19 protein-coding genes are annotated in these 24,762 nt (G+C 37.5%); 8 read left to right on the top strand and 11 right to left on the bottom strand.

Features of this window, described 5'->3' with window-relative positions; all coding sequences use genetic code 11:
* The 4 genes from BC008_RS45340 to dnaA all read right to left on the bottom strand — a co-directional run.
* Positions 1 to 228 (bottom strand): DUF4277 domain-containing protein (locus BC008_RS45340; protein WP_153009509.1); only part of this gene is annotated, 228 nt, incomplete at its 3' end.
* A 331-nt stretch (positions 229 to 559) separates the two neighbouring features.
* A complete protein-coding gene (locus tag BC008_RS45345; RefSeq protein WP_027845808.1) occupies positions 560 to 1,426 on the bottom strand; it encodes an Rpn family recombination-promoting nuclease/putative transposase in 867 nt (288 codons plus the stop codon).
* Positions 1,427 to 1,742: 316 nt separating this feature from the next.
* Complete coding sequence (dnaN, locus tag BC008_RS45350) at positions 1,743 to 2,918, bottom strand: DNA polymerase III subunit beta (protein ID WP_027845809.1); 1,176 nt, start codon at positions 2,916 to 2,918, stop codon at positions 1,743 to 1,745.
* 750 nt (positions 2,919 to 3,668) lie between these two features.
* Positions 3,669 to 5,048 (bottom strand): chromosomal replication initiator protein DnaA, encoded by a 1,380-nt coding sequence (gene dnaA, locus BC008_RS45355; protein WP_027845810.1) that lies wholly within the window; start codon positions 5,046 to 5,048, stop codon positions 3,669 to 3,671.
* A gap of 180 nt (positions 5,049 to 5,228) precedes the next feature.
* On the opposite strand from dnaA, the gene BC008_RS45360 reads away from it, so the two are divergent.
* The 3 genes from BC008_RS45360 (at position 5,229) to dhaK (ending at position 8,318) form a co-directional block, all read left to right on the top strand.
* The gene (locus tag BC008_RS45360) at positions 5,229 to 6,500 is read left to right on the top strand and encodes an HhoA/HhoB/HtrA family serine endopeptidase (protein WP_082650761.1); all 1,272 of its coding nucleotides are present in this window, start codon (positions 5,229 to 5,231) and stop codon (positions 6,498 to 6,500) included.
* Between the two features lie 142 nt (positions 6,501 to 6,642).
* On the top strand, positions 6,643 to 7,176 hold the full coding sequence (gene def / locus BC008_RS45365; RefSeq protein ID WP_027845812.1) for a peptide deformylase: 534 nt from the start codon (positions 6,643 to 6,645) through the stop codon (positions 7,174 to 7,176).
* Between the two features lie 68 nt (positions 7,177 to 7,244).
* On the top strand, positions 7,245 to 8,318 hold the full coding sequence (dhaK, locus tag BC008_RS45370; protein ID WP_027845813.1) for a dihydroxyacetone kinase subunit DhaK: 1,074 nt from the start codon (positions 7,245 to 7,247) through the stop codon (positions 8,316 to 8,318).
* Between the two features lie 30 nt (positions 8,319 to 8,348).
* Here the strand turns inward: dhaK and BC008_RS51065 are convergent, their stop codons facing one another.
* On the bottom strand, positions 8,349 to 8,603 hold the full coding sequence (locus tag BC008_RS51065) for a hypothetical protein (RefSeq protein ID WP_201026248.1): 255 nt from the start codon (positions 8,601 to 8,603) through the stop codon (positions 8,349 to 8,351).
* 3 nt (positions 8,604 to 8,606) lie between these two features.
* Positions 8,607 to 10,613: a glycoside hydrolase family 55 protein gene (locus BC008_RS45375; protein WP_235596038.1), complete on the bottom strand. Its 2,007-nt coding sequence runs from the start codon at positions 10,611 to 10,613 to the stop codon at positions 8,607 to 8,609.
* Positions 10,614 to 10,899: 286 nt separating this feature from the next.
* Here BC008_RS45375 and dhaL point away from each other — a divergent pair, with 286 nt between their 5' ends.
* The 4 genes from dhaL to BC008_RS45395 all read left to right on the top strand — a co-directional run bounded on the left by dhaL (position 10,900) and on the right by BC008_RS45395 (position 17,246).
* The gene (dhaL, locus tag BC008_RS45380; RefSeq protein ID WP_027842133.1) at positions 10,900 to 11,541 is read left to right on the top strand and encodes a dihydroxyacetone kinase subunit DhaL; all 642 of its coding nucleotides are present in this window, start codon (positions 10,900 to 10,902) and stop codon (positions 11,539 to 11,541) included.
* 806 nt (positions 11,542 to 12,347) lie between these two features.
* The gene (locus BC008_RS45385) at positions 12,348 to 13,439 is read left to right on the top strand and encodes an ATP-binding response regulator (protein ID WP_027842132.1); all 1,092 of its coding nucleotides are present in this window, start codon (positions 12,348 to 12,350) and stop codon (positions 13,437 to 13,439) included.
* A gap of 198 nt (positions 13,440 to 13,637) precedes the next feature.
* Complete coding sequence (locus tag BC008_RS45390; RefSeq protein WP_027842131.1) at positions 13,638 to 15,020, top strand: aldehyde dehydrogenase; 1,383 nt, start codon at positions 13,638 to 13,640, stop codon at positions 15,018 to 15,020.
* A gap of 198 nt (positions 15,021 to 15,218) precedes the next feature.
* Positions 15,219 to 17,246, top strand: coding sequence for a PAS domain-containing sensor histidine kinase (locus BC008_RS45395; protein ID WP_058184902.1), 2,028 nt, complete (start codon positions 15,219 to 15,221; stop codon positions 17,244 to 17,246).
* Between the two features lie 85 nt (positions 17,247 to 17,331).
* On the opposite strand, the gene BC008_RS45400 is transcribed toward BC008_RS45395, so the two are convergent.
* The 3 genes from BC008_RS45400 to BC008_RS45410 all read right to left on the bottom strand — a co-directional run bounded on the left by BC008_RS45400 (position 17,332) and on the right by BC008_RS45410 (position 19,257).
* A complete protein-coding gene (locus tag BC008_RS45400; protein ID WP_027842130.1) occupies positions 17,332 to 17,928 on the bottom strand; it encodes a sulfite oxidase-like oxidoreductase in 597 nt (198 codons plus the stop codon).
* Positions 17,929 to 18,514: 586 nt separating this feature from the next.
* Complete coding sequence (gene rpmF, locus BC008_RS45405; RefSeq protein WP_058184905.1) at positions 18,515 to 18,688, bottom strand: 50S ribosomal protein L32; 174 nt, start codon at positions 18,686 to 18,688, stop codon at positions 18,515 to 18,517.
* Between the two features lie 62 nt (positions 18,689 to 18,750).
* Entirely contained in the window at positions 18,751 to 19,257 is a 507-nt protein-coding gene (locus BC008_RS45410; RefSeq protein ID WP_407657111.1) for a hypothetical protein, read from the bottom strand.
* Between the two features lie 198 nt (positions 19,258 to 19,455).
* Here BC008_RS45410 and BC008_RS45415 point away from each other — a divergent pair, with 198 nt between their 5' ends.
* Positions 19,456 to 21,297, top strand: coding sequence for a caspase family protein (locus BC008_RS45415; protein ID WP_027842129.1), 1,842 nt, complete (start codon positions 19,456 to 19,458; stop codon positions 21,295 to 21,297).
* Positions 21,298 to 21,582: 285 nt separating this feature from the next.
* Here the strand turns inward: BC008_RS45415 and BC008_RS45420 are convergent, their stop codons facing one another.
* Together BC008_RS45420 and BC008_RS45425 are read right to left on the bottom strand one after the other, a co-directional pair.
* Positions 21,583 to 21,960 (bottom strand): Mo-dependent nitrogenase C-terminal domain-containing protein, encoded by a 378-nt coding sequence (locus BC008_RS45420; protein ID WP_058184907.1) that lies wholly within the window; start codon positions 21,958 to 21,960, stop codon positions 21,583 to 21,585.
* Between the two features lie 752 nt (positions 21,961 to 22,712).
* On the bottom strand, positions 22,713 to 24,482 hold the full coding sequence (locus BC008_RS45425; protein ID WP_027842128.1) for a ribonuclease J: 1,770 nt from the start codon (positions 24,480 to 24,482) through the stop codon (positions 22,713 to 22,715).
* Positions 24,483 to 24,762 lie beyond the last annotated feature (280 nt).

A 24,762-nucleotide genomic window follows, 5' to 3' on the forward strand; every position in this document is an offset into this window, starting at 1 on the left:
ACAAGCTATTTGCTCAAAAAACTTCGGGAACATATATAACGGTTTAGACACAAATCCTAATCCGTTTAAAATCATTGCTTTGACAACATGTCCTGCACTGACTTTTTCTCCTGGTTTTGACCCTAATAAATCATTAATTATTTCTACTAATCCAATGGAATCTACGATTCCTGCTACTATCCCTAAATGGTCTATATTTTGTATTTCAACATCTTTTATATCAAACATAAAAACAGAATTTTACAACACAATTCTGTTTAAATTCTCACATTATTATTTCGAGCAAAAATATTTTCTTACTTTTTTAAGAATCTTTTTAGCCTCATCAAAGACTTCAACTCAAAATACTTTTTGATAGATCCCAAATTTAATGAGATAACTTCCCATTAGTCTCATGAATATCTAAGTCTTGTTTAATAAATATGTACTAAAAAATCTCATCCCCTTGGTGTGTGACAGTTAGGGTGCGGAAGATGGGATATAAATTATTTCTTGAAAATCAATCAATTAATTAGTGGCGATACGCCCTCAGCGTCACACTTTGCGTATCGCCAATATCTCAATCCCCAAGCCCTTCTAACCAAGCCTGAAAATCAGCCATACTGGTAAAATCAAGCAACGCTTCGCCAAGATTTTCTAATTGTTCCAAAGAAAGATTTTCAACACGCTGACGTATTTCTTGGGGTAATTCTCCCACCCGTCGAGTTAATAATCGGAGAATGATTTTACGTTCTCCTTCTTCTCGTCCCTGTTCCCGTCCTTCTTCCCGTCCTTCTTGTTTAATTTCACGGTAAACTCTGGTTTCCTTGAGCGTAATTCCTAACATCTTTTCTACCTCCCTTTGGCTGAGTTGTTCGAATTTGTACACCATTATTGTCGTCACTAGTTCTATTATCGCGCGACTCTTGGTTTCGGGCTGTTCAACAGAAGAACGTTCGAGTAAATACCTTGCTTCTTGTGGTGCTTTTTCTTCATTTACCGTAGTTAACACCATCAGTGCTACCCACAAAGGTAATTTACGAATATCTCCCAATTCATCCAAATATATTCGATGTACTTGGTCGCCGTTGAGTTGATTGCGATGGGGATAAATATCGCTCTGTTCGATGTTGCGGGATGGGTAAATTATAACCGCTTGCCAATCTTTAAATCTGGGGCGGTTACGGTAGAAATATAGTGAGGATTCTGCAAATACTCGTTCATAAAGCATTTCATCTTTTTGAAACTGTACTTCACAGAAATACACAACCCCAGGCTTTTCATTTTCTGGTGGAAGGAACACACCATCGATTTCAAATTTAGGTTCTTTAACAGCTACCGAGTCAAATTTGTATTCACCTGCATTTACAGGCGGATTTGCCAATAATTCAAATAGTAAAGCTGGATATTGTTGAAATAGTTTATAAAATATCGAATCTCGGCGCATAAAGGAATTTTACTGATTTCCTGGTCTATTGCTAATAGTCTCTAGCAAAAGTGAAAAAACAGCAATATTTCCTATAAATACCCGAAATTATGATCCAATTAGCCTTTTATTCAACTGCATTTGCGGAAAATTAGAAGGTATATAATCCCCAAACAAACAACATACCACTCATAAGGGCGCACGTCGGTGCGCCCCTACAGGTTAAATAATTTCTTGAAAACCCATTCCCTAATCACCAATCGCCAATCGCCATATGCCGCTTGCGGCGGCACGCAGTGCTTATGGCTAACGCCACGCTTCCGCTAACGCCAATCCCCTATTCCCTCAACTGAACCGGCATTGCTAAATAAGTCATCTTCAAACCGCCTGAAGGACTAAAAATTACCGGAGTCAAATTAGAATTCAACTGCATAACAATTTCTGTTGCAGGTAATGCTTTGAGTCCTTCCATTAAATATTTAATATTAAAAGCAATATCTATATCTTCACCCGATATTTGGGCTGGGATTGATTCTCTACCACTACCTATATCTTGAGATTCTACAGATAAAGTAATTTCATCAGCAGCGCTGTCAATGCTAACTTTGACTACGTTATTTTTCTGATCCGCAAATACTGCGATTCGCTCTAAAGCACTTAAAAATTGTTTTCGATCTAAAGCCAAATCTCGCTCAAATGAAGCAGGAATTAGTTGGCGATAGGCGGGATATTGTCCCTCTAAAGTACGGCTAGTTAAACGTTGATGCTGCCATTCAAATACTATTTGTCCTTGGTCAAAATACAAAGCCACAGCTTCTTCTGAAGAGGAACTATGAGCCAACATTTTCTCTAATTCTCGTAAAGCCTTAGCAGGAACGGTCACCTCTAACTCATTTGCTGTATCATTTTTTGGTGCATCTTCCGGACTAACATTGGTACTTTCTACCACTGCTAAACGATGTCCATCAGTTGCAGCAAATTCCAAAGTGTCTTTTTGAACTTTTAAATGAACGCCCGTAAGAACCTGTTTAGTTTCATCAGCACTGGTCGCAAACAACGAACCGCGCAGCCCCTCAATTAATACTTCTGCTGACAGATACAATGCTTGAGAATCTTGGATTGTAGGCAATTCAGGAAATTCTTCTGCTCCCATTGCTCGCAATTGGTAGCGCCCACTTTCAGGGGTTAGGGTAACTATAATTCCTTCTCCACCAACATCATCTACAGAAGTAGCTTCTTCTTCTAAAGTGATTTCTCCGTCGTTGAGGCGAGACGTAATATCATTGAGTAACTTTGCTGGGAGTGCGATCGTTCCCGATTCTAGAACCTCAGCAGTGAAGCTGGTACGAATACCCAGACTAAGGTCAAAAGCCGTTAAACTCACTTGATTAGTTTCTGCATCCGCGTTCAACAGTACATTTGCCAGTACCGGATGAGTTGGACGCGATGGCACGGCACGGCTAGTTAGTGAAAGGTTAGTACTTAAATCGCTTTGGGTGCAAACTAATTTCATAAAACTTCTAGGGAGATTGGAAACCCACTCGTTCTTGGTATGAGAGGAATTCCCTCCTGACCACCACTCAAGGCAATAAGCATTAGAGGAGGAAAAACGATGCGGGACATTTATCTTTAGACTTCGTCTTTGTGTCACACATACTATCACCGTTACAGCTAAAAATGTATGGTGAATTTCAAATATGGTGAATTTCAAATGTAATGAGTTTCAAGCAATCGACTTCAAAATCCTGAATTCGTTTTCTCTTTCTATCTCAATCCCAGAAGTGAAACTTATAGGGTGATAATTAAACCATAATATCTGTTACACCCTGTTGGTAAATATTGCCAACCTGGAAACTACTCGATTCTCAAAAAAATCGCTACAAAATAATCCTAACTTCTACTAACTAAATAAATAAATAATTACTAATTAAGTAGTAGTCCCTGTGGAAAATGTGGAAAAACTATATAAACTTTATAAATCCAACACTTATAGCATCACTTGCTGTGGAAAACTTGTGGAAAATATTTACCTTTTTTCCACAAGATATTTGCACTTTGTAAAGTTTTCCCCGATAAATGCTAAGTTTTCCACAGATTCATGGCAAGTTTTCCACAAGAAATAAAGTATTTTTCCACAGGTTAATTATAAATTGATTGACAATTATGTTTTGGGGAAATTTATGTTTTAAGAACCAGTGTATTTTTTACAACATTTTAATGCAGAATAACTTATATTTATTGATAAACACTTTATTAAATTAAATTATTTTTTAGGTCGGCTATTCATTTGGATGCGGTCATTTAATTGTTTTAGTGTTTGAGTTAACTCTGGGTTATTATCTCGGAGTTGGGTAATTTTTTCACAACTGTAAAGTACTGTTGTATGGTCTTTACCACCAAATTCTTCACCAATACGCGGTAAGCTCAAGTCGGTATTTTGACGCATTAAATACATTCCGATTTGACGTGCCCAGCTAATTTCTCTCCTGCGAGAGTTACCTTTAAGATCTTCTATAGAAATATTCAAATTTTCAGACACCACTTTCAATATTATTTCTGGAGTAGTTTCTAATTTTTCCATTGGTGGTTCTAAAACGGGAGCGATATTTTCTACCGTCATTGGTAAACCCCAAATAGAAATATATGCTAGGGCTCGAATTAATGCTCCTTCCAGTTCGCGAATATTAGAAGTATAGTTAGCAGCAATATATTCAATTACATCTCTGGGAAGGCGAATATTTTCATATTCAGCTTTTTTCTGCAATATAGCCATTCTTGTTTCTAAATCTGGGGCTTGAATATCAGCAATTAACCCCATAGAAAAGCGAGAACACAAGCGTTCTTGCAGTCGAGGAATTTGGTTGGGAGGACGATCGGAAGCAATTACAACTTGTTTACCTGCTTCATATAGCGTGTTGAAGGTATGAAAAAATTCTTCTTGAGTACCTTCTTTCCCCTCAATAAACTGAATATCATCTACTAAAAGAATATCAGCAGTTCGATAGTATTCGCGAAAACTTTGCATGCCATCTTTCTTGCCAATGGCTGTAATAAAATCATTAGTAAATTTCTCGGTAGACACATAAAATATTTTAGAATCGGGAAAAAATTCCAGACGGTAATGACCGATCGCCTGCATCAAATGAGTTTTCCCCAAACCAACACCACCGCATAAAAATAAAGGATTAAACTCCATTCCGGGTGACTCAGCAACCGCTAGAGCTGCTGCATGAGCCATGCGATTATTCGCACCGACCACAAATCTGGAAAATACATACTTGGGATTCAATTGAAAAGTTTTTGGTTGGTTGTTAACAGGTTTTTGAGAAATGTTACCTTGGGGAGGTGAGTCCCAATCGACTTTTTGGTCGCTGATATGAGATGCTTCGTCACCTTGAGCAACAGTAAAATAAATTTCTACAGGATGACCAACAATATCTTGGACTACATTAGCAATAGTATTTATATAGTATTTTTGCAACCAATTGCGGGCAAATGGATTGGGAGTACGAATAACCAAGCAATTGTGTTCAAAACTTTGGGCGCTAGCAGTTTTTATCCAAGTTTCAAAGGTGGGACGGGATAAATTTAGCTGCAAGCGCTCTAGCACTTGACTCCACAGAACGTCTATGGCTATTTCCACTGTCACTACCTCTGCTGCTAATAGTCACAATACACAATAAAAGATACAAGTAAGCATTAATTTAGCATTCAAGAGCTCTAGACCCAGAGTAAATTTTTAAGTTGTAATCATTGTTGGTTCGACTCGCCCCGGTAGGCTATATCCTATCATTCACCAAATCACACGGAGAAGCAAAGACACATGAGGAAAACACAGAATATTAAAGATCGTAATTTTGAGTTATCTGAATCAAAAAACCTTAACACACCAAGTTTATCCTTTCTCCATAAAGCTAAATGCTTGCCGTTGATTATATTAACCTCTATAGGAATTTTTGCTCTTGGGGGTTGTTCAGGTGGCGCAAATATACTCAACAATGAAAAACTTGATGATTCAGTCCAAGCTAAAAATAAACCAAATAATCGCCCAGCGGTTCCTTTTATTGGTGGTGGTTCCGAATCTAAAAACCCTAACTTTGTAGTTAATGTAGTCCAGCAAGTAGGACCTGCTGTTGTTCGGATTGATACATCTAGAACAGTTTCATCTCTACCGGATGGTTTTGATGACCCATTTTTACGAAGGTTTTTTGGCGATCAACCATCCCGACGCAGAGAACAAAGAGGTAGTGGTTCTGGATTTATTATTAACGCTAACGGTCAAATTTTAACTAATGCCCATGTAGTAGATGGAGCTGATACGGTAAGTGTACTTTTAAAAGATGGCCGTCGTTTGAATGGTAAAGTTTTGGGTGAAGATCCACTTACCGATGTGGCAGTAATTAAAATTGATGCCAATAATTTACCAACTGTTCCCATTGGTAATTCCGAGAACTTACAACCAGGGGAAGCTGTAGTTGCAATTGGTAATCCCTTGGGACTTGATTACACAGTCACCTCTGGAATTATCAGTGCAACAGGTCGTTCTAGCAGCGATATTGGTGCTTCTGACAAACGCGTTGATTATATTCAAACTGATGCAGCTATTAATCCTGGTAATTCCGGTGGACCGTTATTAAATGCTCGCGGTCAAGTAATTGGAATGAACACAGCAATTATTCGTGGCGCTCAAGGTTTGGGATTTGCAATTCCCATGAATACGGTACAAAGAATTTCCCAAGAATTAATTGCTAAAGGTCGGGTAGATCATCCCTTCTTAGGTATTCAGATGGTTACTCTCACCCCAGAAATGAAAGAAAGACTCAATAGTGAATTAGGAAATCCTGCTGTTTCTGCAGATAAAGGTGTTTTATTGGTACGAATTGTTCCCCGTTCTCCTGCATCAAGAGCAGGACTTAGAGCGGGGGATGTGATTCAAAGCATTAACGGTCAAGCTGTGAATAAAAATGATGAAGTGCAAAAAATTGTTGAAAAATCAAAAGTAGGGGAACCTCTGAAAATAAAAGTAGAACGCAACGGACGAACTGTCGAGTTAAATGTAACTCCTGCACCTTTACCAGTTGAACGTCGTCGCTAATTTTTATTCTTCTTCGCCATTATTCATTGTGATTGGTCATTTGCGTTTATCTAATAACCAATGACCAATTAATAATTATTAATTATCAATTACCATTTGCCGTTAGGCGCGGGCGTATACCAATTACCAATTACCAATTACCATGACTAACCAATTAAATATCATTGAATTAGGCAATCCAATTTTGCGACAACGAGCAGAATCAATCAAAAATATCAAAGATGAATCTGTTCAAAGTTTGATTGATAAACTGATGGTAAAAGTTGTTCAAGCTGATGGTGTGGGAATTGCAGCACCGCAAGTTTCTCGACCGCATCGTTTATTTATTATGGCTTCTCGTCCCAATCCTCGATATCCTAAAGCACCACATATGGAGCCAACAGCAATTATTAATCCGAAAATTATTGGTCATTCTTCAGAAACAGCGAAAGATTGGGAAGGTTGTTTGAGCGTTCCAGGAATTCGTGGTCTCGTACCTAGATATCAAACCATTGAAGTTGAATATAGCGATCGCAACGGTAAATTACAAAAGTTAGAATTAACTGATTTTGTCGCCCGAATTTTTCAACATGAATGCGATCATCTTGAAGGTAAAGTCTTTTTAGATCGGGTAGAAAGTACCTTAGATTTAATTACTGAAGCAGAATATCAAAAGTTGATGGGAATTGGAGATTAGAGATTGGGGAATTGGGGGAGTGTGGGAAGTGTGGGAGGATTAGGATTTAGGAATAACGAGTGACCAGTATGAAAAAATTACTAAATAAACCCGAAGATTTTGTGCGGGAAACTCTAGCGGGTATGGCGATCGCCCATTCCGATCTGATTAAAGTAAATTTTGAACCTAATTTTATTTATCGTGCTGATGCACCAAAAACAGGTAAAGTAGCAATTATTTCTGGTGGTGGTAGCGGACACGAACCTATGCATGGAGGTTTTGTAGGTCGGGGAATGTTGGATGCTGCTTGTCCGGGAGAGGTTTTTACTTCACCGACACCCGACCAAATGTTAGCTGCTGCTCAAGCAGTTAATGGTGGTAATGGTGTTCTTTACATCGTCAAAAATTATAGTGGTGACATCATGAATTTTGAAATGGCGACAGAATTAGCTGTTGCTGAAGGTATTCAGGTGCAAAATATTTTGATTGATGATGATGTTGCAGTCAAAGATAGTTTATATACCCAAGGACGCCGGGGTGTGGGAACTACAGTGCTAGCAGAAAAAATCTGTGGTGCAGCAGCCGAAGCGGGATACGATCTAAAACAAGTTGCCGATTTGTGTCGTCGAGTCAACCTTAATGGACGTAGCATGGGTATGGCGCTAACTTCCTGTACGGTTCCAGCTAAAGGTTCCCCAACATTTGAATTAGGAAATCAAGAAATAGAAATGGGTATTGGGATTCATGGGGAACCCGGAAGAGAAAGAATGAGTTTAAAATCTGCTGACGAAGTTGCCGAAACTTTAGCATTAACAATTATTGAAGACTCTTCATATAGCCGTACTATTCGGGAATGGGATGAATCTACAGCTGAATGGGTCGACAAAGATTTAACCAATACACCTTTTGCGAAAGGAGATAAACTGCTAGCCTTCGTCAATGGAATGGGTGGAACACCCCAAAGCGAACTGTATATTATTTATCGCAAACTAGCAGATATCTGTGCCAAAAAAGGAATGGAAATAGTAAGAAACTTGGTTGGTTCTTACATAACTTCTTTAGAAATGCAAGGTTGTTCTATTACTTTGCTTAAATTAGATCAGGAAATGGTTAAACTTTGGGATGCACCGGTATTGACACCAGCATTACGTTGGGGAGTGTAATGAGTAAGGAGTAAGGAGTAATGAGTAATGTTAGCGCCTAGCGCAAGCGTACCGTAAGGTATTGCGGGGCGCGTTATAGACAGCAAAGCTGAACACAAAGTGAGACATGAGTAACAAGTAATAAGTAATAAGTAATGAGTAAGAATTAAGAATTAAGAAGTAATTTAGTCTTCCCCATCCTCCCACACTCCCTACACTCCTCAAACTCCCCACACTCCCTACACTCCTCAAACTCCCCACACTTCCCACACTCCCCACACTTCCCACACTCTCCCAATTTTCCAATCCCTAACCCCCATAACCCGTATAAAGAACTAAAGCTTGACCATTAGCTGTAGTTCTACCAGGAATTCTTTGACGCATTAGTTTTTTTGTTCTGTTTCCCCTGGTTTCTTCGACCCAAATTTTATATGTATCTTTATCAAAAAATGCTTCAGCAACACCAGCAAAACTTGCAGAAGAATTTCTAATTCTAAATATGGGGTCAGTTGGTTTCTGTCTTCCCGCAGCGTAAATCAGTCCGCCGAGTAATTCAGTAAAACCACCAGAACGGGTGTCGATTTTGGTTTTTCCTCCTTCCGTTTTTAAACCAAGAATCCACAACTTTGCACCATTATTGATAATATTAGTTTGGGAATAGCCTTCAATATTTAGTTGTCTCGCCCACACACTCTGTTTGGGATTGAGTAATCTCAATTTACCCATTACAACATCATCAATAAATACATCTCCAGTTCCCTTACTTTCTAAATCAAAATCGGACATACTGCGATAAACTACAGTTCGATTGGTAATATTTTTCCACTTCAGTTTTGACTTATGGGTAATAAAGAAATCTTCTACGATTAAAGTTGAATGGTTTCCGTTATCTGCAACTATCTCTCCCTTACCATTTAAGCCACCGGTAGAACCAATAAATCTTCTAAGATTCCCTCTCAAACGTAAATTTCCATTAATTGTAAAAGTTCCTTTCCTTGGTACTATAACTGTTGTAGCTCCAGAATCAATAGCTGCTTGAAAAGCCACAGTATCATCCTTCCCATCATTCCCAACTGCTCCAAAATCTTCTACATTTACCCATTTATCTGGGTCATCCCAAGCTATTTTGGGAAATTTTTTAATTGGTAGTTGGAGTGACTTCTTTGGAGAAGGAAATTTTGCAAGAACTGGACGTGTGGTATATTCGTCTATCTTATTACCCTTAATTCTTTTCTTTGCTTGACGTGCATTACTTGAAAGAATATCTCTGTAGCCAGATGAAATTATATTTCTCGCATAAATAAAACCAGTGGAAGAAATAGCTGAAGTTCTTTTCGCTCTTCTTGTACGCCCAATTAATTTAGCATTAATTAAAGTGAGAGTTCCTCCTGGATCTTTTCCTCTATGCGGATTTCTACCATTAATAATTGCTGGAACTGAATTAACACTAGTAAAACCTTCTAAACTCAATACCTGTCCGCCATTGTAAAGACCAACTCGATTTTGTTCTTTGACTGTAATATTTTGCATCGTGATACTGTTGATGCCATTTTTTGTCCGGATTCCGCGATCAAAACCAATAATTTCAACATCTTCAACTAATAGCGGACCGATTTCACCATGACTTAGTTCTAACCCCGTCTTTCCTTTCCGGTCTTCTGAAATGATGGTGACACTGCGCACAGCCCCTTGATTATTTGCAACAAAATTCAATCCCTGAGCGCCGGGATTATTTTTACCAATATTAATTGTCAAATTTCTGACAGAATTACCAAAACGCTGTGCAACTAAACTGGCTTTAAAATCTCTCGAGCTACGATTTAAGTCCGGATCGAATCCTGTAGAAATAACTGGTCGGGACTTTCTAGGATTTTGAAACTTAGGAGAATCATTGTTTAAGCGTATAACTACACCGTTTCGACTTTGGCCTTGTAATATAGTACGTTTGTAGTCGGAAGCAAAACGCCTTCCCCGGGGCCAATGCAATGTATCAGAAATATTGTAAACTCCATTGGGTAAATAAATGATTTTTCCCCGATTCGGAAATCGACTCAATGCTTTTTGAATCGCTCGCGTATCATCTTTACCATCATTAGGAACCGCTCCATACTCTGCACCGGTTACATCTATTACTGCAGAACTTTTGGGATAGATAATATTTTCCTTATTTTCGTCAAGTATTTGAGTCGCTTGTGCTATCCCAAGATCCAAGCTTTGCTTGCTGCTATGTTCATTGCAGCCAGATATACTACTTATTAACAACAAGCAAGGTAAGTAGGATAAAACTTTAAAGACCAATGCGTAAATAGAAGTCACAAATATCTAATTGATTAACTAATCACATACAACAATCATTACATTTACTCAAACTAAAATCAGTCGAAAAATTAGATCTGGACTTATGCACCAAGATATATAAAATGCTTGTAATTTCCTGTTCCCCATTTCCTGTTTCCTGTAGCTAAAATCCTTACCCTTAGGATAAACAGCATTTATTGATACCCTAAACTAATTATGTAGTGCTGTAATTTTTAGTTTCGCTGCTTAAGTCCTACAGATATCGGTCGAGTTCGGGTATAAGATGAAAAAAATAGAATCAAATATGTTTACTAAAAAGCAAATAGTGCAATGGTTACAGGCTTTTGCATCTGAGATACATGAAAATAAAGATTATTTAACTGAATTAGATGCAGCCATCGGTGATGCTGACCATGGTATTAATATGGATCGGGGTTTCCAAAAAGTAATTACTCAGTTACCAAATATCGCTGACAAAGATATTGGGAGTATTTTGAAAACTGTCAGCATGACCTTAATTTCTAGTATTGGTGGTGCAAGTGGACCCCTATACGGAAGCCTATTTCTTCGGGCAAGTATTACTGCTGCGGGGAAAGAAAAACTGACAGAAATTGATATACAAAAGTTATTGCAGGAAGGTTTACAAGGAGTATTGCAACGGGGTAAAGCAAAACCCGGCGATAAAACGATGATAGATGTTCTATCTCCCGCTACCGTCGCATTCGAAGAAGCAGTAGGTAGTGGTAAAAATATGTCTGAAGCAATGCAACAGATGGTTGCAATAGCAGAAAAAGCAATGAAAGATACTATACCAACGCTTGCAAAAAAAGGACGTGCTAGTTACCTTGGTGATCGCAGTATTGGACATCAAGACCCTGGAGCAACTTCTTGTTATTTGATGCTGAAAAGCTTGTCAGATAGCTATTCTTCGACAGTTAACAATTAATCTACTGTGACCGATATAATCTCTGGGATACAGTTCGAACTTACACTACTGACGATCAGATTGGTACTTGCCAATTTCCACCAATAAAGTGGAAATGCAATATGTTTTAGTTCATAAAACTTTAAGGCGTTGCAGTCTTCTTTCTAAAATCACAATTTGAAATAGTAAAACAGGCAAAGTTCTTCAAATATCTAAAAGCTGAAAACTTCTATCAAGCAATGAGCATGATAAAAATTAAGCAAATATCAAATAACCAAAAGACAACCAAAACGTTAACTTCCAAGTATTAGAACCAACCACAGAATAATCATTTTTTAAACATTTCTAATATCTTTATCAACTCGAGCGAAAATTCAAGCAGAAAGTCAGTTTTAAAACTTGAAAGCATATTTGTTATGACATATTTCTCACTATGTTGTGACCTCGATCGCCTGTTTTACAGAGATAGCATGATAACTTTCTACATGAATGTCCATAATAATCAATTTTTATTATCATCTAATTGTAATTAATGCAATCATTGCAAATTTAATTATATTTCCCTTTTAGCTAGTAATATAGAGACTTGTATCAAAATAATTTGATTTTAAAGTCTAGGGTAATAAAAATAGTTACTTAAGTTTAAAATTCTTTTAAAAAAATAACTATCATAATTTTCTCTATTTTTCATAGAAAAATCCTTCTTTAGTCAGAGGCAAGAAAAAGAAATAATCTTCTTAATGAAACCAATAAAACTACTTTTGAATGTGCCCAAGCCGCACCGCAAAGACTAAACATATCTTTCTAAGTTAGCCATTATTTGCTCTATGAGTCCGCAATCTTCTCGCCCTGACCAAATTCTTGTAGTTGATGATTCTCCAGACAACGTTTTTTTAATTAAAACTATTTTGGAGGAAGAAAATTATATAGTTTCAACTGCTGAGAATGGTCCTTCAGCCCTAGCCAAAATCGAAAATTCTCCTTTCGATTTGGTATTACTGGATTTAATGATGCCAGGGATGGATGGGTATGAAGTAACAAAAAACATTAGAAAAAATAGTGAGCTCAAATTTATGCCAATTTTGCTCATTACAGCTCACGACTCGCCAAATGTTGCCCAAGGGTTAGATTTAGGAGCAGATGATTTTATTCGTAAACCTGTAACAGTTGATGAGTTACTTGCAAGGGTGCGATCACTTCTTCGACTCAAGCATAGTATTGATGAGCGCGATGAAATCGCCCGTCAAAGAGAAGATTTTGTTTCTCGACTTACCCACGATCTACGTACCCCATTAGTCGCTGCAGAACGGATGATGGGACTTTGCTTGCAAGGTGCTTTAGGAGAACTTTCACCGGAGATGAAAGAAGTTCTATCTACAATGGCTCGTAGTAATAGTAACTTGCTGGCAATGGTCAACACTCTGCTAGAAGTTTATCGTTTTGAAGCTGGTCGTAAAACCTTAACCTTTCAACCAGTAGATTTACATCAGTTACTCGATGAAGTTGGGAAAGAATTAACACCTTTGGCAGAAGACAAAAAGCTCAAAATTAATTTAGAACTGGGTAAGCAGTCTGTTAGGGTCATGGGCGACCGCCTGGAATTGCATCGGTTATTTACCAATTTAGTTGGTAATGCAATTAAATTTACCGATATTGGATTTGTTTCCATTCGCTTGCAATCCAAGGCTAACTTGGAAAATATTACAGTACAGGTAGAAGATACAGGGAAAGGTATTTCGCCCGAAGAGCAAGCTACTTTGTTTGAAAGATTTCGTCCTGGAAGCCACAAGTATTCTGGTAGTGGCTTAGGATTGTATCTTTCTCGTCGCATTGCTGAAGCACATCAAGGTGAAATCAGTATTGCTTCAGAGGTCGATAAAGGTAGCATTTTTAGTGTAAAAATACCTGTGAAGCAATAGATTAATTATTGTATTTAATTGCTTACTTTTGTATTTATGAATACATATAAATCAAGTAATAATACTTGTAGCAGAAAGTTTAATTAGTTAAACTCCTAAACAGAAAAATGTTTGGAGTTGTATTAATAATTTATTTCAACAGTCCCAATTGAGGAAACTTAAATATGAAGGAGAATTAGATATTAGGAAAAATTAACGATGAATTTACAAGCACCAATAGCTGAAGTTGTTGAGAACAAACGCAATTTTTTTCTCACTGGTCAAACTAAGAATATCCAATTTCGCCTAGAAAAACTCAGAAAACTTAAAACAGGATTCAACCTGCACGAAAGAGCAATTATTCAGGCATTAAAAGCTGATTTAGGTAGACCAGAAGTTGAAGCTTTTACTTCAGAAATATTTTTAATAAACCAAGAAATTGAGCATGCTATCAAACATCTCAAAACTTGGAGTAAACCAAAAAATACCAATGTACCCTGGCAACTATTACCAGCAACGGCCAGTATTTATCCTGAGCCATTAGGAGTAATATTAATTATTGGTGCTTGGAATTATCCGTTTCAACTTAATATCCTACCTTTAATTGGAGCAATTGCTGCAGGCAACTGTGTCATCATTAAACCATCCGAATATGCTCCCCAGACTAGTTGTCTTATAGCGGAAATTGTTGGTAAAATATTTGACGAAGATTATATTTCTGTCATTGAAGGTGATGTAACAATTAGTCAGCAACTGTTAGCACAAAGATTTGACCATATTTTTTTTACAGGAAGTGCGACTGTTGGCAAAATTATAATGGCAGCAGCAGCACAAAATCTAACACCAGTTACTCTAGAATTGGGTGGGAAAAGTCCTTGTATTGTTGATATTCATACTGACATTCAAAAAACCGCCAGACGGATAACATGGGGAAAATTTTCTAATGCTGGTCAAGCTTGTATAGCCCCAGATTATCTTTTAGTTCATAAAGATATTAAGTTTCAGTTATTAGAAAGTGTCAAAAAATATATCCAAGAATTTTATGGTGAAAATCCTGCTAACAGCCCGGATTATGGCAGAATTATCAATCTGAAACAATTCGACCGTTTAGTAGAACTGCTTTCATACGGTGAAATTGCCATTGGGGGCGAAACTAATCGGGAGCAACTCTATATTGCACCGACCATTGTAGATAGAGTTTCTTGGCAAAATGAAATAATGCTTTCAGAAATATTTGGTCCAATTTTACCCGTGCTAGCATATGAAGATATTACCGAAGCAATCACTAAGATTAATTCTCAACCGAAGCCCTTAGCATTGTATTTATTTTCACAAAATGAACACCTGCAGAAGAAAATAATACAAGAAACTTCCTCTGGTGGAGTTTGTTTTAACGATACCTTATTGCAATATTGCGTTCCCACTTTGCCTTTTGGTGGTATTGGTAATAGTGGGATAGGCAATTACCACGGTAAAGCAAGTTTTGATACATTTTCCCATTATAAAAGTGTGTTGCATAAGCCATTTTTTCTGGCTTCCAAATTGTTGTATCCTCCCTACAAAGGTAAGTTGTCTCTGTTAAAAAAAATACTCAATTTTTGAGTATTTAAAAACCATATAATTTTGCAGAATGTATCTAGAATACAGCTTAAATTATATGTTTGAATTCTTCCTTTCTGGATGTGAATACCAAGAGTATTTTGGGAACTCTAGTTAGAGAATGACCTTGACAACTAACTTAATTTGCTCGCGCGCGGGTCATTTACGCAACAGATTCTTGGCAAGCATGGACACTTTGATATGCATCATCTCACCCCACTTACGACTGTCTCAGAGCAAACCTTAGAGCAGCTTGAACTTCAAGTAAGCTTGCTAAATGCAGCCATCGCAGCAACACCTGATTGGATTTTTATCAAAGATGAAAACTTCAGCTATGTATTAGCTAACGAAAGTTATGCACGAGCAGTTGGTCAAACAGTAACATCTATTATTGGTAAAGATGATTTGGAATTAGGATTTTCTAGTGAACTTGTATCTGATGATTCTTTGGAAAATATTCCTGGCTCTCGAATGGAAGATTTAGCGGTATTGAGAGGGGAAACTATTACTAAAGGGCAAGATGTAATAACTCTCAGAGATGGTTCAAAGCGTATCTTTCAGACCAAGAAACAACCTTTACGTAACTCCCAAGGTAAAATATTTGCAATTCTAGGTTTCTGCCGAGACATAACTGAAAATTGTCAAGTGCAAAAACATTTACAAAAGATATTACTTCACGAGGATAAGGATATAAACGAAGCTAATCTTCCTACAAAACATTTAGCAAATGTATCAACTTGTATAAATTCGGAAAAAATAAATTTAGAAAAAATAAGTTCGCGACAAATAGGTTCGCAACAAACAAATTTGCAACCAATAAATTTACAAGTTCCACATCCAAGCAGCTTACTCAGTCAAGCGAATCTAGAAACCTCAGTACAAAGTATTGAATCCCAACAAGTAGATTTTAGATTACAGCAAGCCCAAAGGATGCTAGAAAAAATGCTTCCTACACTTGGGTGTAGCGAACAGCGATATCGTTCTTTAGTTTTAGCTTCTGCTCAATTGGTTTGGACCGCAGACCGTCAAGGAAAAATTCAAGATGTTGTAACAAGAAGTAAGGATTCTCAAATCGCTTTGCTGGAAATTAAGGGAGATAAATGGAAACATTTACTACATCCAGAAGATCGCGATCGCATTTCCCAAGCGTGGCAAAAATCAATAAATTCCCAAAAATTGTACCAAGAAGAAATGCGAGTTCAGACTAAACAGGGAGACTATCGTTACTTTCTTGTAAGAGCAGTTCCTATATTTACAGATAACGGTCAAATTCGCGAATGGGTTGGTGTTTGTATCGATATTCACGATCGCAAACAAGTAGAAACTGAATTACAACAAAAAGCGTGGGAATTAGAAAAAACCCTACAAAAACTCAACACTACTCAAAATCAATTAATTCAGAACGATAAGATGTCTAGCCTCGGTCAGTTGGTTGCAGGTGTCGCTCACGAAATCAATAACCCGGTGAATTTTATTTACGGTAACCTCAATCATGCTGATGGATACATTCAAGATTTATTGGGATTTTTACAAACCTACGAAAAACACTATCCCAATGCGGTTCAAGAAATCGCGGAAGAAGCAGAAGCAATTGATTTAGAGTTTATGCGCCAAGATTTACCCAAACTTCTCTCATCAATGAAAATGGGTGCTCAGCGTATTCGCGAGATTGTCTTGTCATTGCGCAACTTCTCCCGTGTGGATGAAATGGAAAAGAAGGAGGTCGATATTCATGAGGGTATTGATAGTACACTAATGATTTTGCAATATCGACTCAAAGCAAAACCCGAACATATGGGTATTCTTGTGGAAAAAAGCTATGGCGATCTACCACCTGTCGAGTGTTATCCCGGTCAGCTCAACCAAGTATTTATGAATATTCTTTCTAATGCTCTTGATGCTTTAGAAGAACGCGATCGCAAACGTAGCTTAAAAGCCATAGAAGAAAATCCCAGTCGTATTTGTATTTGTACGGAGATAGATGGCTTAGACAAAGTTATCATTCGTATTAGCGACAATGGTCCGGGTATTTCCGAAGAAGTACAAGAACGAATGTTTGAACCATTTTTTACAACTAAACCAATTGGTAAGGGAACTGGTTTAGGAATGTCAATTAGCTATCAAATCATTGCGGAGAAGCATGGTGGTTACTTACAATGCAACTCCTTACCTGGAAAAGGTTCAGAATTTCTAATTGAAATTCCTTTACAGCAAAATCAAATTGTATAAAGATACTGCAACAGTGGGTTGCATAATAATATTTGTTGGCAATTAATTTTTAGATGTTATTAACCCTAAATCCTTGCTAGGTAAGCTAAAAACCACTATAACGTTCTTCTCCCCATGGTTCGCCTCGCTTATGGTAGCCATTGCGTTCCCAAAAACCTAGTTCTTCGCTTTCTAAAAACTCTAAGCCATTAATCCACTTAGCACTTTTCCAGGCATAAAGGTGAGGTACAATAACTCGCATCGGACCTCCATGTTCTGCTGGTAAATCTTCTCCAAACAACTTTATTGCAAAGAAATTTTCTTCTAGGATAAAATCTGCCATTGAAATATTAGTTGTGTAGCCACCATAGCAGTGCTGCATAACATGAATTGCTTTTGGACTGACTTCAAGTAATTTTATAAAATCTGTGATTTTTATTCCCGTCCACTTCACATCAAGTTTTGACCAACGGGTTACACAGTGAAAATCAGCAGTAAAATCGTGTTGGGGAAGTGACATAAAATCCGACCAAGAAAAAGTCATTGGTTTTACCAAACCCCAGACTCTAAACTCCCATTCATCTTTGGATACCTGAGGCGTAGCACCATAGGTAAGTACTGGGAAACCCTTGGCTAAATGTTGACCAGGAGGAACACTCTTGCTTTGTGACGGTGAAGGTTTTTGAAAAAATTTTCCTTGCATAGTTCTAGCCAAAAAATAGTTCTAGCCAAAAGCTGTATAAGAATACTTTACTTTTTAATAATCGCCCAATAATCAGTCTTCAGAGGTAGGTAATTATTCGCATTGACATTTTAAATACTACATAAATGCAGTTAAGGTTGTTTCAAAATTTAAATAAATTTAAGCTAATTCAGTTTATTCAATATCTAAGCAGCTCCACTTTAAATCATGACCTGCAAGATATTGCTATTGTAATAAAGCCCGCAAGTATGCAAAATTCTAATATTGCCTCCAGGGTTAGAAGCATAAATGAAGATAAATAAAAACGCCTCAGGCTAACACATAAATAAAATTAACGCTACGTAGCGTTAACATAAAAACCTTATTTGATACCATCGATTTAGTTCAAGCAAAGTTATAGAGTATTAGGGAAACATACTAAGACTACTTATCGTACATTATTTTTTGCAAAAAATATTTTGTTAGTGGATAAAGCAACGAAAAAAGTAAATTCCTATTAATTTTAAGATCAAACTCCTACAATCCCCGTCCTTACTCAAGGGCGGGGTATTTAACTCGTGCTTTTCCACTATTTTGGGAAGAAAAATTATTCTTCTTCTTCCTCATCTTCAGGGGTAGGATAAACAAAGGTAGAACGTCCTGTCAGAATTGACTTACCTAGAGAAAGAGCTTTTTCTGCTTCAAATGAAGCTTTGCGTCTCCAGTTAGCTCGACGTTGATCTCGCTTGGTTTTAGATGTTTTCTTCTTTGGAACTGCCATCTCTGTTAATACCGCAATTTTTTGACAACCTTTTTATTCTAAGGCATTGAGTTTGAAGCGACTCATTCAGTTATTAATGATTCCTGTTTTTGTTCTTCATTTCCTACAGATTTAGAATCCTCAATACTGTTGAGATTGCCTTGGAAATATAAAAGTGCTTTTGCTGCTTTAAAATACTTTGCCCAACGCTGCGGATCGGGGTTATTTCGCCATCGTGGGCGACTTACATCTAACTCTAAAATTGGTGCAATTGCGCCTTGGTGCTGGACTGACACAATTACTGATATGTCTGTAACTAATATATCTTTGTCAAAATTGCGTTGAACTGCTGTTCTGGCTACTGCTTCCGCTCTCCGCAAAATGGTATTGTAATTTTCTCCTACTAATGTATCTATCGCTAAATCAACTCTTGCTGTGTATGCTTTTGCCAAAGAAGGAGTAAGCATTTCTGTTACGAACCACAATGGTATACCAGCAGCTAACACCACTAAAATTCGAGCGAATCCTATTTTGTTAACTAACCATGACATCAAATATGTCTTACTTTGGAAGGATATGTCTGTACTCATAAACATTTAGCTCCTCATAACTAATAGACGATAAAATTTCTTAAAAGTATTTTCCACAAAAAAAAGTTATAAAAAATACATAGAATGGGCTGATGAGATTACGATCGCCTAGACTATAAGACATAGGTTAGCCTTGTTTTTCTGACAAAGCCAACTACGATACATTCATTTTGCAAATAATCACTAACACAAAACGCGATGGCAAATAATTGGGCGATCGCTATTGGCATTAATCAATATCAGTTCTTTCAACCCCTACGTTGTGCTCAAGCTGATGCTGAGGGGCTTAAGCAAGCTTTGGTCGAGCGAGGAGAATTTTTTGCGCAACAGTGTTTGCTGATAACTGATACCTCTCCACCAATTGGCGAGTACTCTACTGAACCTAGTAAAGAAAATATTCTGCTGCTACTAGAGGAATTTGCTGCCAAATTCTGGCAGCCACAGGATCGTTTGTGGTTTTTCTTTAGTGGTTATGGCATCAATTACAATGGACGCGATTATTTGATGCCGAAAGAAGGAGATCCACTGCGAGTTGAAGAAACTGGGATTGCTTTAAGAGAATTAATCCTTTTTTTGCGAGCTACTCAACTTGAGGTGTTGATTTTACTAGATATGAACCGAGCTTTTGGTTGTCAAGGGCATCCTCTAGTTACTCAAGAAGCTCTCTGTGTTGCTCAAGAACTAGAATTACCTATTATTATTTCATGTCAACCAGAGCAATTTTCCCACGAAAGTAGCGAAATAGGTTATGGATTTTTTAGTGCAGCCTTATTAGAAGCTTTACGTTCTGGTCATGGTAATACTTTGGGTAATTTGGAAAATTACCTCAAAGTTCGCACCCCTGAATTATGTGAAGATCATTTTCGCCCAGTACAAAATCCTGCAAGTTTTATTACTTTTAATGACCGGTCAATCTTGGGACAATTACCTTTAGCCAGGATGTTTCAGAATATAGCCAGTTCAACTCCAGAAAAGCAGAAAATAAAAGGTCAAATTCAGCCAATATTATCAAACAGTAATGATAGTTTTGGACAAAGCTCCCAATCTTTCAATACCTTGAATCACAACGACTTATTGCAGACCGATGAAGATATTAGCGAAGAATTGAGTTCTTTCTCTCTTTCTCCTTCCTATCCCGCTACATCGGAAAGGTCTTCGAGTGCAATAGTTCGTCACAGCCGAGAAAATACGCAGAAAGAAAAAGCAAACGGAACATCCCTGTGGACAAATCTACTTACGGGAAGTTGTATTGCTGTAATATTAGGCTTCTCAATCGGCTTAGTATTTCTACACTATCAAAAAACCTGGAATCACAGTGATGGCTCACTAGTTAACAATCCTGAAACAGAGGATTCGAATTTTGTTCAAACATTACCAAATAGTTCTGTATCTCCGATTACTTCTCCATCTCCGACTCCAGTCGATCCCAATATCAATCCCGAAAAGCGCAAAAAAGCACTCTTAGACTTAGAAAAGATATCCTTAAACCCCACAGAAGCTAGTGATTTGAGTAAAGCTATCGCTAAGGCACAGCAAATCAAACCGGAAAAATTAAATTATAAGGAAGCTCAAGATAACATCCAGATTTGGAGTCAGATGATTTTGGAGATGGCTGAAAATAGTGCCCAAAAACAAGATTATGCCAAAGCTATTGCCACTACACAATTCATTAATGAAAATTTCCCAAATTACTCCCAAGCCCAAGCAGCAATTGAAAGGTGGCGAGAAGAAGCAAAACAGTATATTAGTAATCAAACTTTATTGGACGCAGCAAATGCTTTAATCAAGAGTAAACAGGCATCTACTTATAACCGCGCTATTGAAGTTGCCAAAAAAATTTCTCCGTCAGAACCCGGGTTCAAGCAAGCACAAAAATCAATTAATAAGTGGAGTGAAGATATCCTAAAAATTGCCTATGCTCGCGCCGCAAGAGGAAATTTTAAAAGTGCAATTGCAGCTGCTAATTTAGTTCCACCAGAGGAAACAAATACTCATAATAAAGCCCAAGTAGCAATCGAAAAATGGCAGTCAAAACAATAACTAATTGACAAATTGAAATAGTATAGTTACCCAAAAAACAACTCACAACTACTCATATTTCACAATTGCTTATAAATTATCAGGGTGTATCATCAGCAATTAATTGGAGATTTGCATGGGTTTAGTTCCCAAATTGAATCTTCTTCCGCTCAAAAATGTACTCAAAAGAAGCATCACACACACAGAACACTCCAGAAATACAGGCTTTCACGTGGTATAAGCGGGGAATTTAAACCCATGCAAAATACTAAGCTAAGTTCTTACTTTGCTTTTTACTCCCGTAACTTAGCAGTATTGAGTAATGTCTTCACCGCATTCATCAGCAAGATAACATAATGCTCGAAAGCGTAAACTTACTAATTCCTCATATAGAGGATTTAGTTTACACAGTGGTGGGATATAAAACAAAGTCTTACCAAATAACTTAATCTCCCGTTCAAAAGGGCATTGTGCTGGAATCAACCCACATATACGGCGAGCAAATTTGCGATCGCAAATTTGAATGTTATTGAGCCATTGCCGTAAAAACCTAAAAATATCACAACGGTACTTAGGAATATCGCGTTGTATAGCTGTGACATTTAATTCAGAACCTTCCGCTGGATTAACTGATACCCAGCTTGCCAAAAATAGCTTTTTTGTGGTATTATCAAATACCTTCATTTTTAAATCCTCTATTAGTTTGAGGGTATCTAATTACTCAATAAAGATTGTCCATGTTTTCAGAAGAATTATTGGGAAAATTGTTTCCATTACATGGATGTAAATCTGTATATAGGTACTGACTTGTCTCAGCCTCTGACTCTATTGCTACGTCAAGTTAAACCTAATTTTCCGTAAATAGGAAGTGTAGCAATTATATCTTATCGATAACTTGAATCAATTGAAATTTTAGTAAAGACATCCTCCTTTTGATAGGTGTTTTTTTACATCTATGGGAAATAATTTTATACTCTTTCTCATAGTATTTGTCAATATTATAACCATTATTACAAAAACTTATAACCTATTTTGTCTTCTTTCGTTTACATCTGTTGCAAATGATAAGCGCAAGCAGGAGCTGAGCGGGCTCGTAAGTTCCAGCAGTTCTATAACAAGGTGTGAAGCTGACCAACTGCTGATGTAACTTTAGCCCGCGATATAGCTGGGTAAATAAGAAACTAGGAGATGAAACTACTGTTTTGCAATCTGTGTGGCTTCCAGATTCACAGAACTCTACTTTTTTAGCTAACGCTACGCTGTGCGAACAGCAAGCCCTATCTATTTTCCCAACAATAACCAACCCAACAATGAAAAAATAGGGCGGAAAGTCCTAAAACTCCACCCAGAAAATTAATTTCTAATTGTCTCAAATCCTGAATCGTATTAATCGTTAATTGTCTTGAATTGTTAATTACTTAGCCCAATTCATCTATCTATGAAGCGACTTGTGCAGTAGTCCGAGTACGACGCCTTCTGCCATCTGAAACTTTTACTGGTTCTTCGGGAGTTTGTAACAATAATGTTACGGTGGGCTGACATTTCAGTTCTCTTCGCAGAAAACGTGCTAAGTCTCTTTCAATTAATCCTTGCAAACCACTCCAATCAACTTCTACTTTTCCGCCATCAAATTGCTGGAAAAATTCTGGCCAGCGCATGCCGAGAATTTCTTCTATACGCTGTTTTATACGTTTTTGTATCAGAGAACGTTCTATGGTGGTAACAACACCCCGCACATGTATCTCTGGTTTCGCTAACAGCTTGCCGTTCCAATCTATTGCTGCTGCAATTGTGACTAAACCTTCTTCCGCCATGCGTTGGCGTTCTTGCAATACCCGGTCACTAACCATTCCCGAGCCGGAAGTATCTACTAGCTCTATTCCTGATTCAACCTTACCTGCAACCTTAATAGAGTTAGTAGTTAACTCAACTATATTACCGTTATTAATTATTACCATATTTTCTGCAGGAACACCTATTTTTTGTGCTGTTTCACTATGTTTGATTAACATTCGGTGTTCGCCGTGAATTGGCAAAAAGAATTTTGGTCGAGTTAATGCTAACATCAGTTTCTGATCTTCCTGACATCCATGACCTGAAACATGGATACCTTGATGACGTCCATAAACAACTTTTGCTCCTTGCATCATTAACCTGTCAATTGTATTGACAACTGCAATAGTGTTTCCAGGTATTGGATTCGCAGAGAAAACCACAGTATCTCCTTCCCGAATCTTAATGTGGGGATGTTGCTTATTGGAAATTCGAGTTAGCGCTGACATCGGTTCGCCTTGAGAACCTGTAGTCAAAATCAAAACATCTTTGTCAGGTAAATTACGAATCGAATTCAAAGGCTGAAACAAATCATCTTCGCATTTGATATAACCAAGATTCCGGGCATGAGCAATCAAATTGAGCATTGAGCGCCCGACTATACTGACGGTACGCCTATGTTTTTTTGCTAGTTGCAAAATAATATTTATACGATGAACGCTAGAAGCAAAAGTTGTTACAAATAATCGCCCATCGGCTTGAGAGAAAACTCGGTCCAAATTTGGATATACCGAACGTTCCGAGGGTGTAAATCCTGGTACTTCTGAATTTGTTGAATCACTCATTAAGCACAAAACACCCTTTTCTCCATGCTCGGCTAGTCTTTGCAAATCAAAGGACTCTCCATCTACCGGAGTATGATCGAATTTAAAATCGCCTGTATGGATTACAACTCCAATTGGTGTATGGATTGCTACTGTAAAACTATCTGCCATTGAGTGGGTATTACGAATGTACTCCACTAAAAAATGTTTACCGATTCGCACGATATCTCGAGGAAGGACGGTTTTAAGTTCTGTACGATCTCGTACTCCTGCTTCTTCTAATTTTCCCTCCAGCATAGCCATAGCTAATCTTGGTCCATGGATTACGGGAATTTCAAATTGCTTGAGATGAAACGCAATCCCGCCAATATGATCCTCATGACCATGGGTCACAACCATACCCTTAATTTTATGACGATTTTCTCGCACGTAGCTCATGTCCGGCAAGACGATATTAACTCCGTGCATTCCATCTGTAGGAAATGCTAAACCTGCATCCAGCAGAATCATTTCATCTTCATATTCAAAAACACAGGTATTTTTACCAATTTCATGCAATCCACCTAAGGGAATAATTTTCAGAGCGGTATTACCTTCTTTCTTTGCCATTTCTTCCTTCTTATTGTTTTTAATTGTTAACAATTTTCTGTAAGTCATAAGTGATAAAAAATACAAAGCTGACAAAAGCAAGAACTAGCAGACCTTAGAGTCAGCCTGAAAGTAATTACAAGTTTAATCAAATGTTCATTTGTTCAATAAAAATGAACTAAATGTCTCAAAAATCACTATCTATCCTTTGCTTGTTATATAGAGCGTATTTAAGCCTATGCTAATTGCAAAAATAGTAAAATTTTTATATTCGTATCAAGTAACTTAGTCTAAGAGTATG

The organism is Mastigocoleus testarum BC008 (genome assembly GCF_001456025.1).
Taxonomy (GTDB): Bacteria; Cyanobacteriota; Cyanobacteriia; order Cyanobacteriales; family Nostocaceae; genus Mastigocoleus; species Mastigocoleus testarum.

Bases quoted from the DNA above. Each gene is read 5' to 3' on its own strand.
- def (WP_027845812.1), top strand. From the start codon at position 6,643: ATGACTAACCAATTAAATATCATTGAATTAGGCAATCCAATTTTGCGA.
- BC008_RS45420 (WP_058184907.1), bottom strand. From the start codon at position 21,960: ATGAAGGTATTTGATAATACCACAAAAAAGCTATTTTTGGCAAGCTGG.
- BC008_RS45425 (WP_027842128.1), bottom strand. From the start codon at position 24,482: ATGGCAAAGAAAGAAGGTAATACCGCTCTGAAAATTATTCCCTTAGGT.
- rpmF (WP_058184905.1), bottom strand. From the start codon at position 18,688: ATGGCAGTTCCAAAGAAGAAAACATCTAAAACCAAGCGAGATCAACGT.
- dhaK (WP_027845813.1), top strand. From the start codon at position 7,245: ATGAAAAAATTACTAAATAAACCCGAAGATTTTGTGCGGGAAACTCTA.
- BC008_RS45400 (WP_027842130.1), bottom strand. From the start codon at position 17,928: ATGCAAGGAAAATTTTTTCAAAAACCTTCACCGTCACAAAGCAAGAGT.
- BC008_RS45360 (WP_082650761.1), top strand. From the start codon at position 5,229: ATGAGGAAAACACAGAATATTAAAGATCGTAATTTTGAGTTATCTGAA.
- BC008_RS45415 (WP_027842129.1), top strand. From the start codon at position 19,456: ATGGCAAATAATTGGGCGATCGCTATTGGCATTAATCAATATCAGTTC.
- BC008_RS45410 (WP_407657111.1), bottom strand. From the start codon at position 19,257: ATGAGTACAGACATATCCTTCCAAAGTAAGACATATTTGATGTCATGG.
- BC008_RS45395 (WP_058184902.1), top strand. From the start codon at position 15,219: ATGCATCATCTCACCCCACTTACGACTGTCTCAGAGCAAACCTTAGAG.
- BC008_RS45390 (WP_027842131.1), top strand. From the start codon at position 13,638: ATGAATTTACAAGCACCAATAGCTGAAGTTGTTGAGAACAAACGCAAT.
- BC008_RS45385 (WP_027842132.1), top strand. From the start codon at position 12,348: ATGAGTCCGCAATCTTCTCGCCCTGACCAAATTCTTGTAGTTGATGAT.
- dhaL (WP_027842133.1), top strand. From the start codon at position 10,900: ATGTTTACTAAAAAGCAAATAGTGCAATGGTTACAGGCTTTTGCATCT.
- BC008_RS45345 (WP_027845808.1), bottom strand. From the start codon at position 1,426: ATGCGCCGAGATTCGATATTTTATAAACTATTTCAACAATATCCAGCT.
- dnaN (WP_027845809.1), bottom strand. From the start codon at position 2,918: ATGAAATTAGTTTGCACCCAAAGCGATTTAAGTACTAACCTTTCACTA.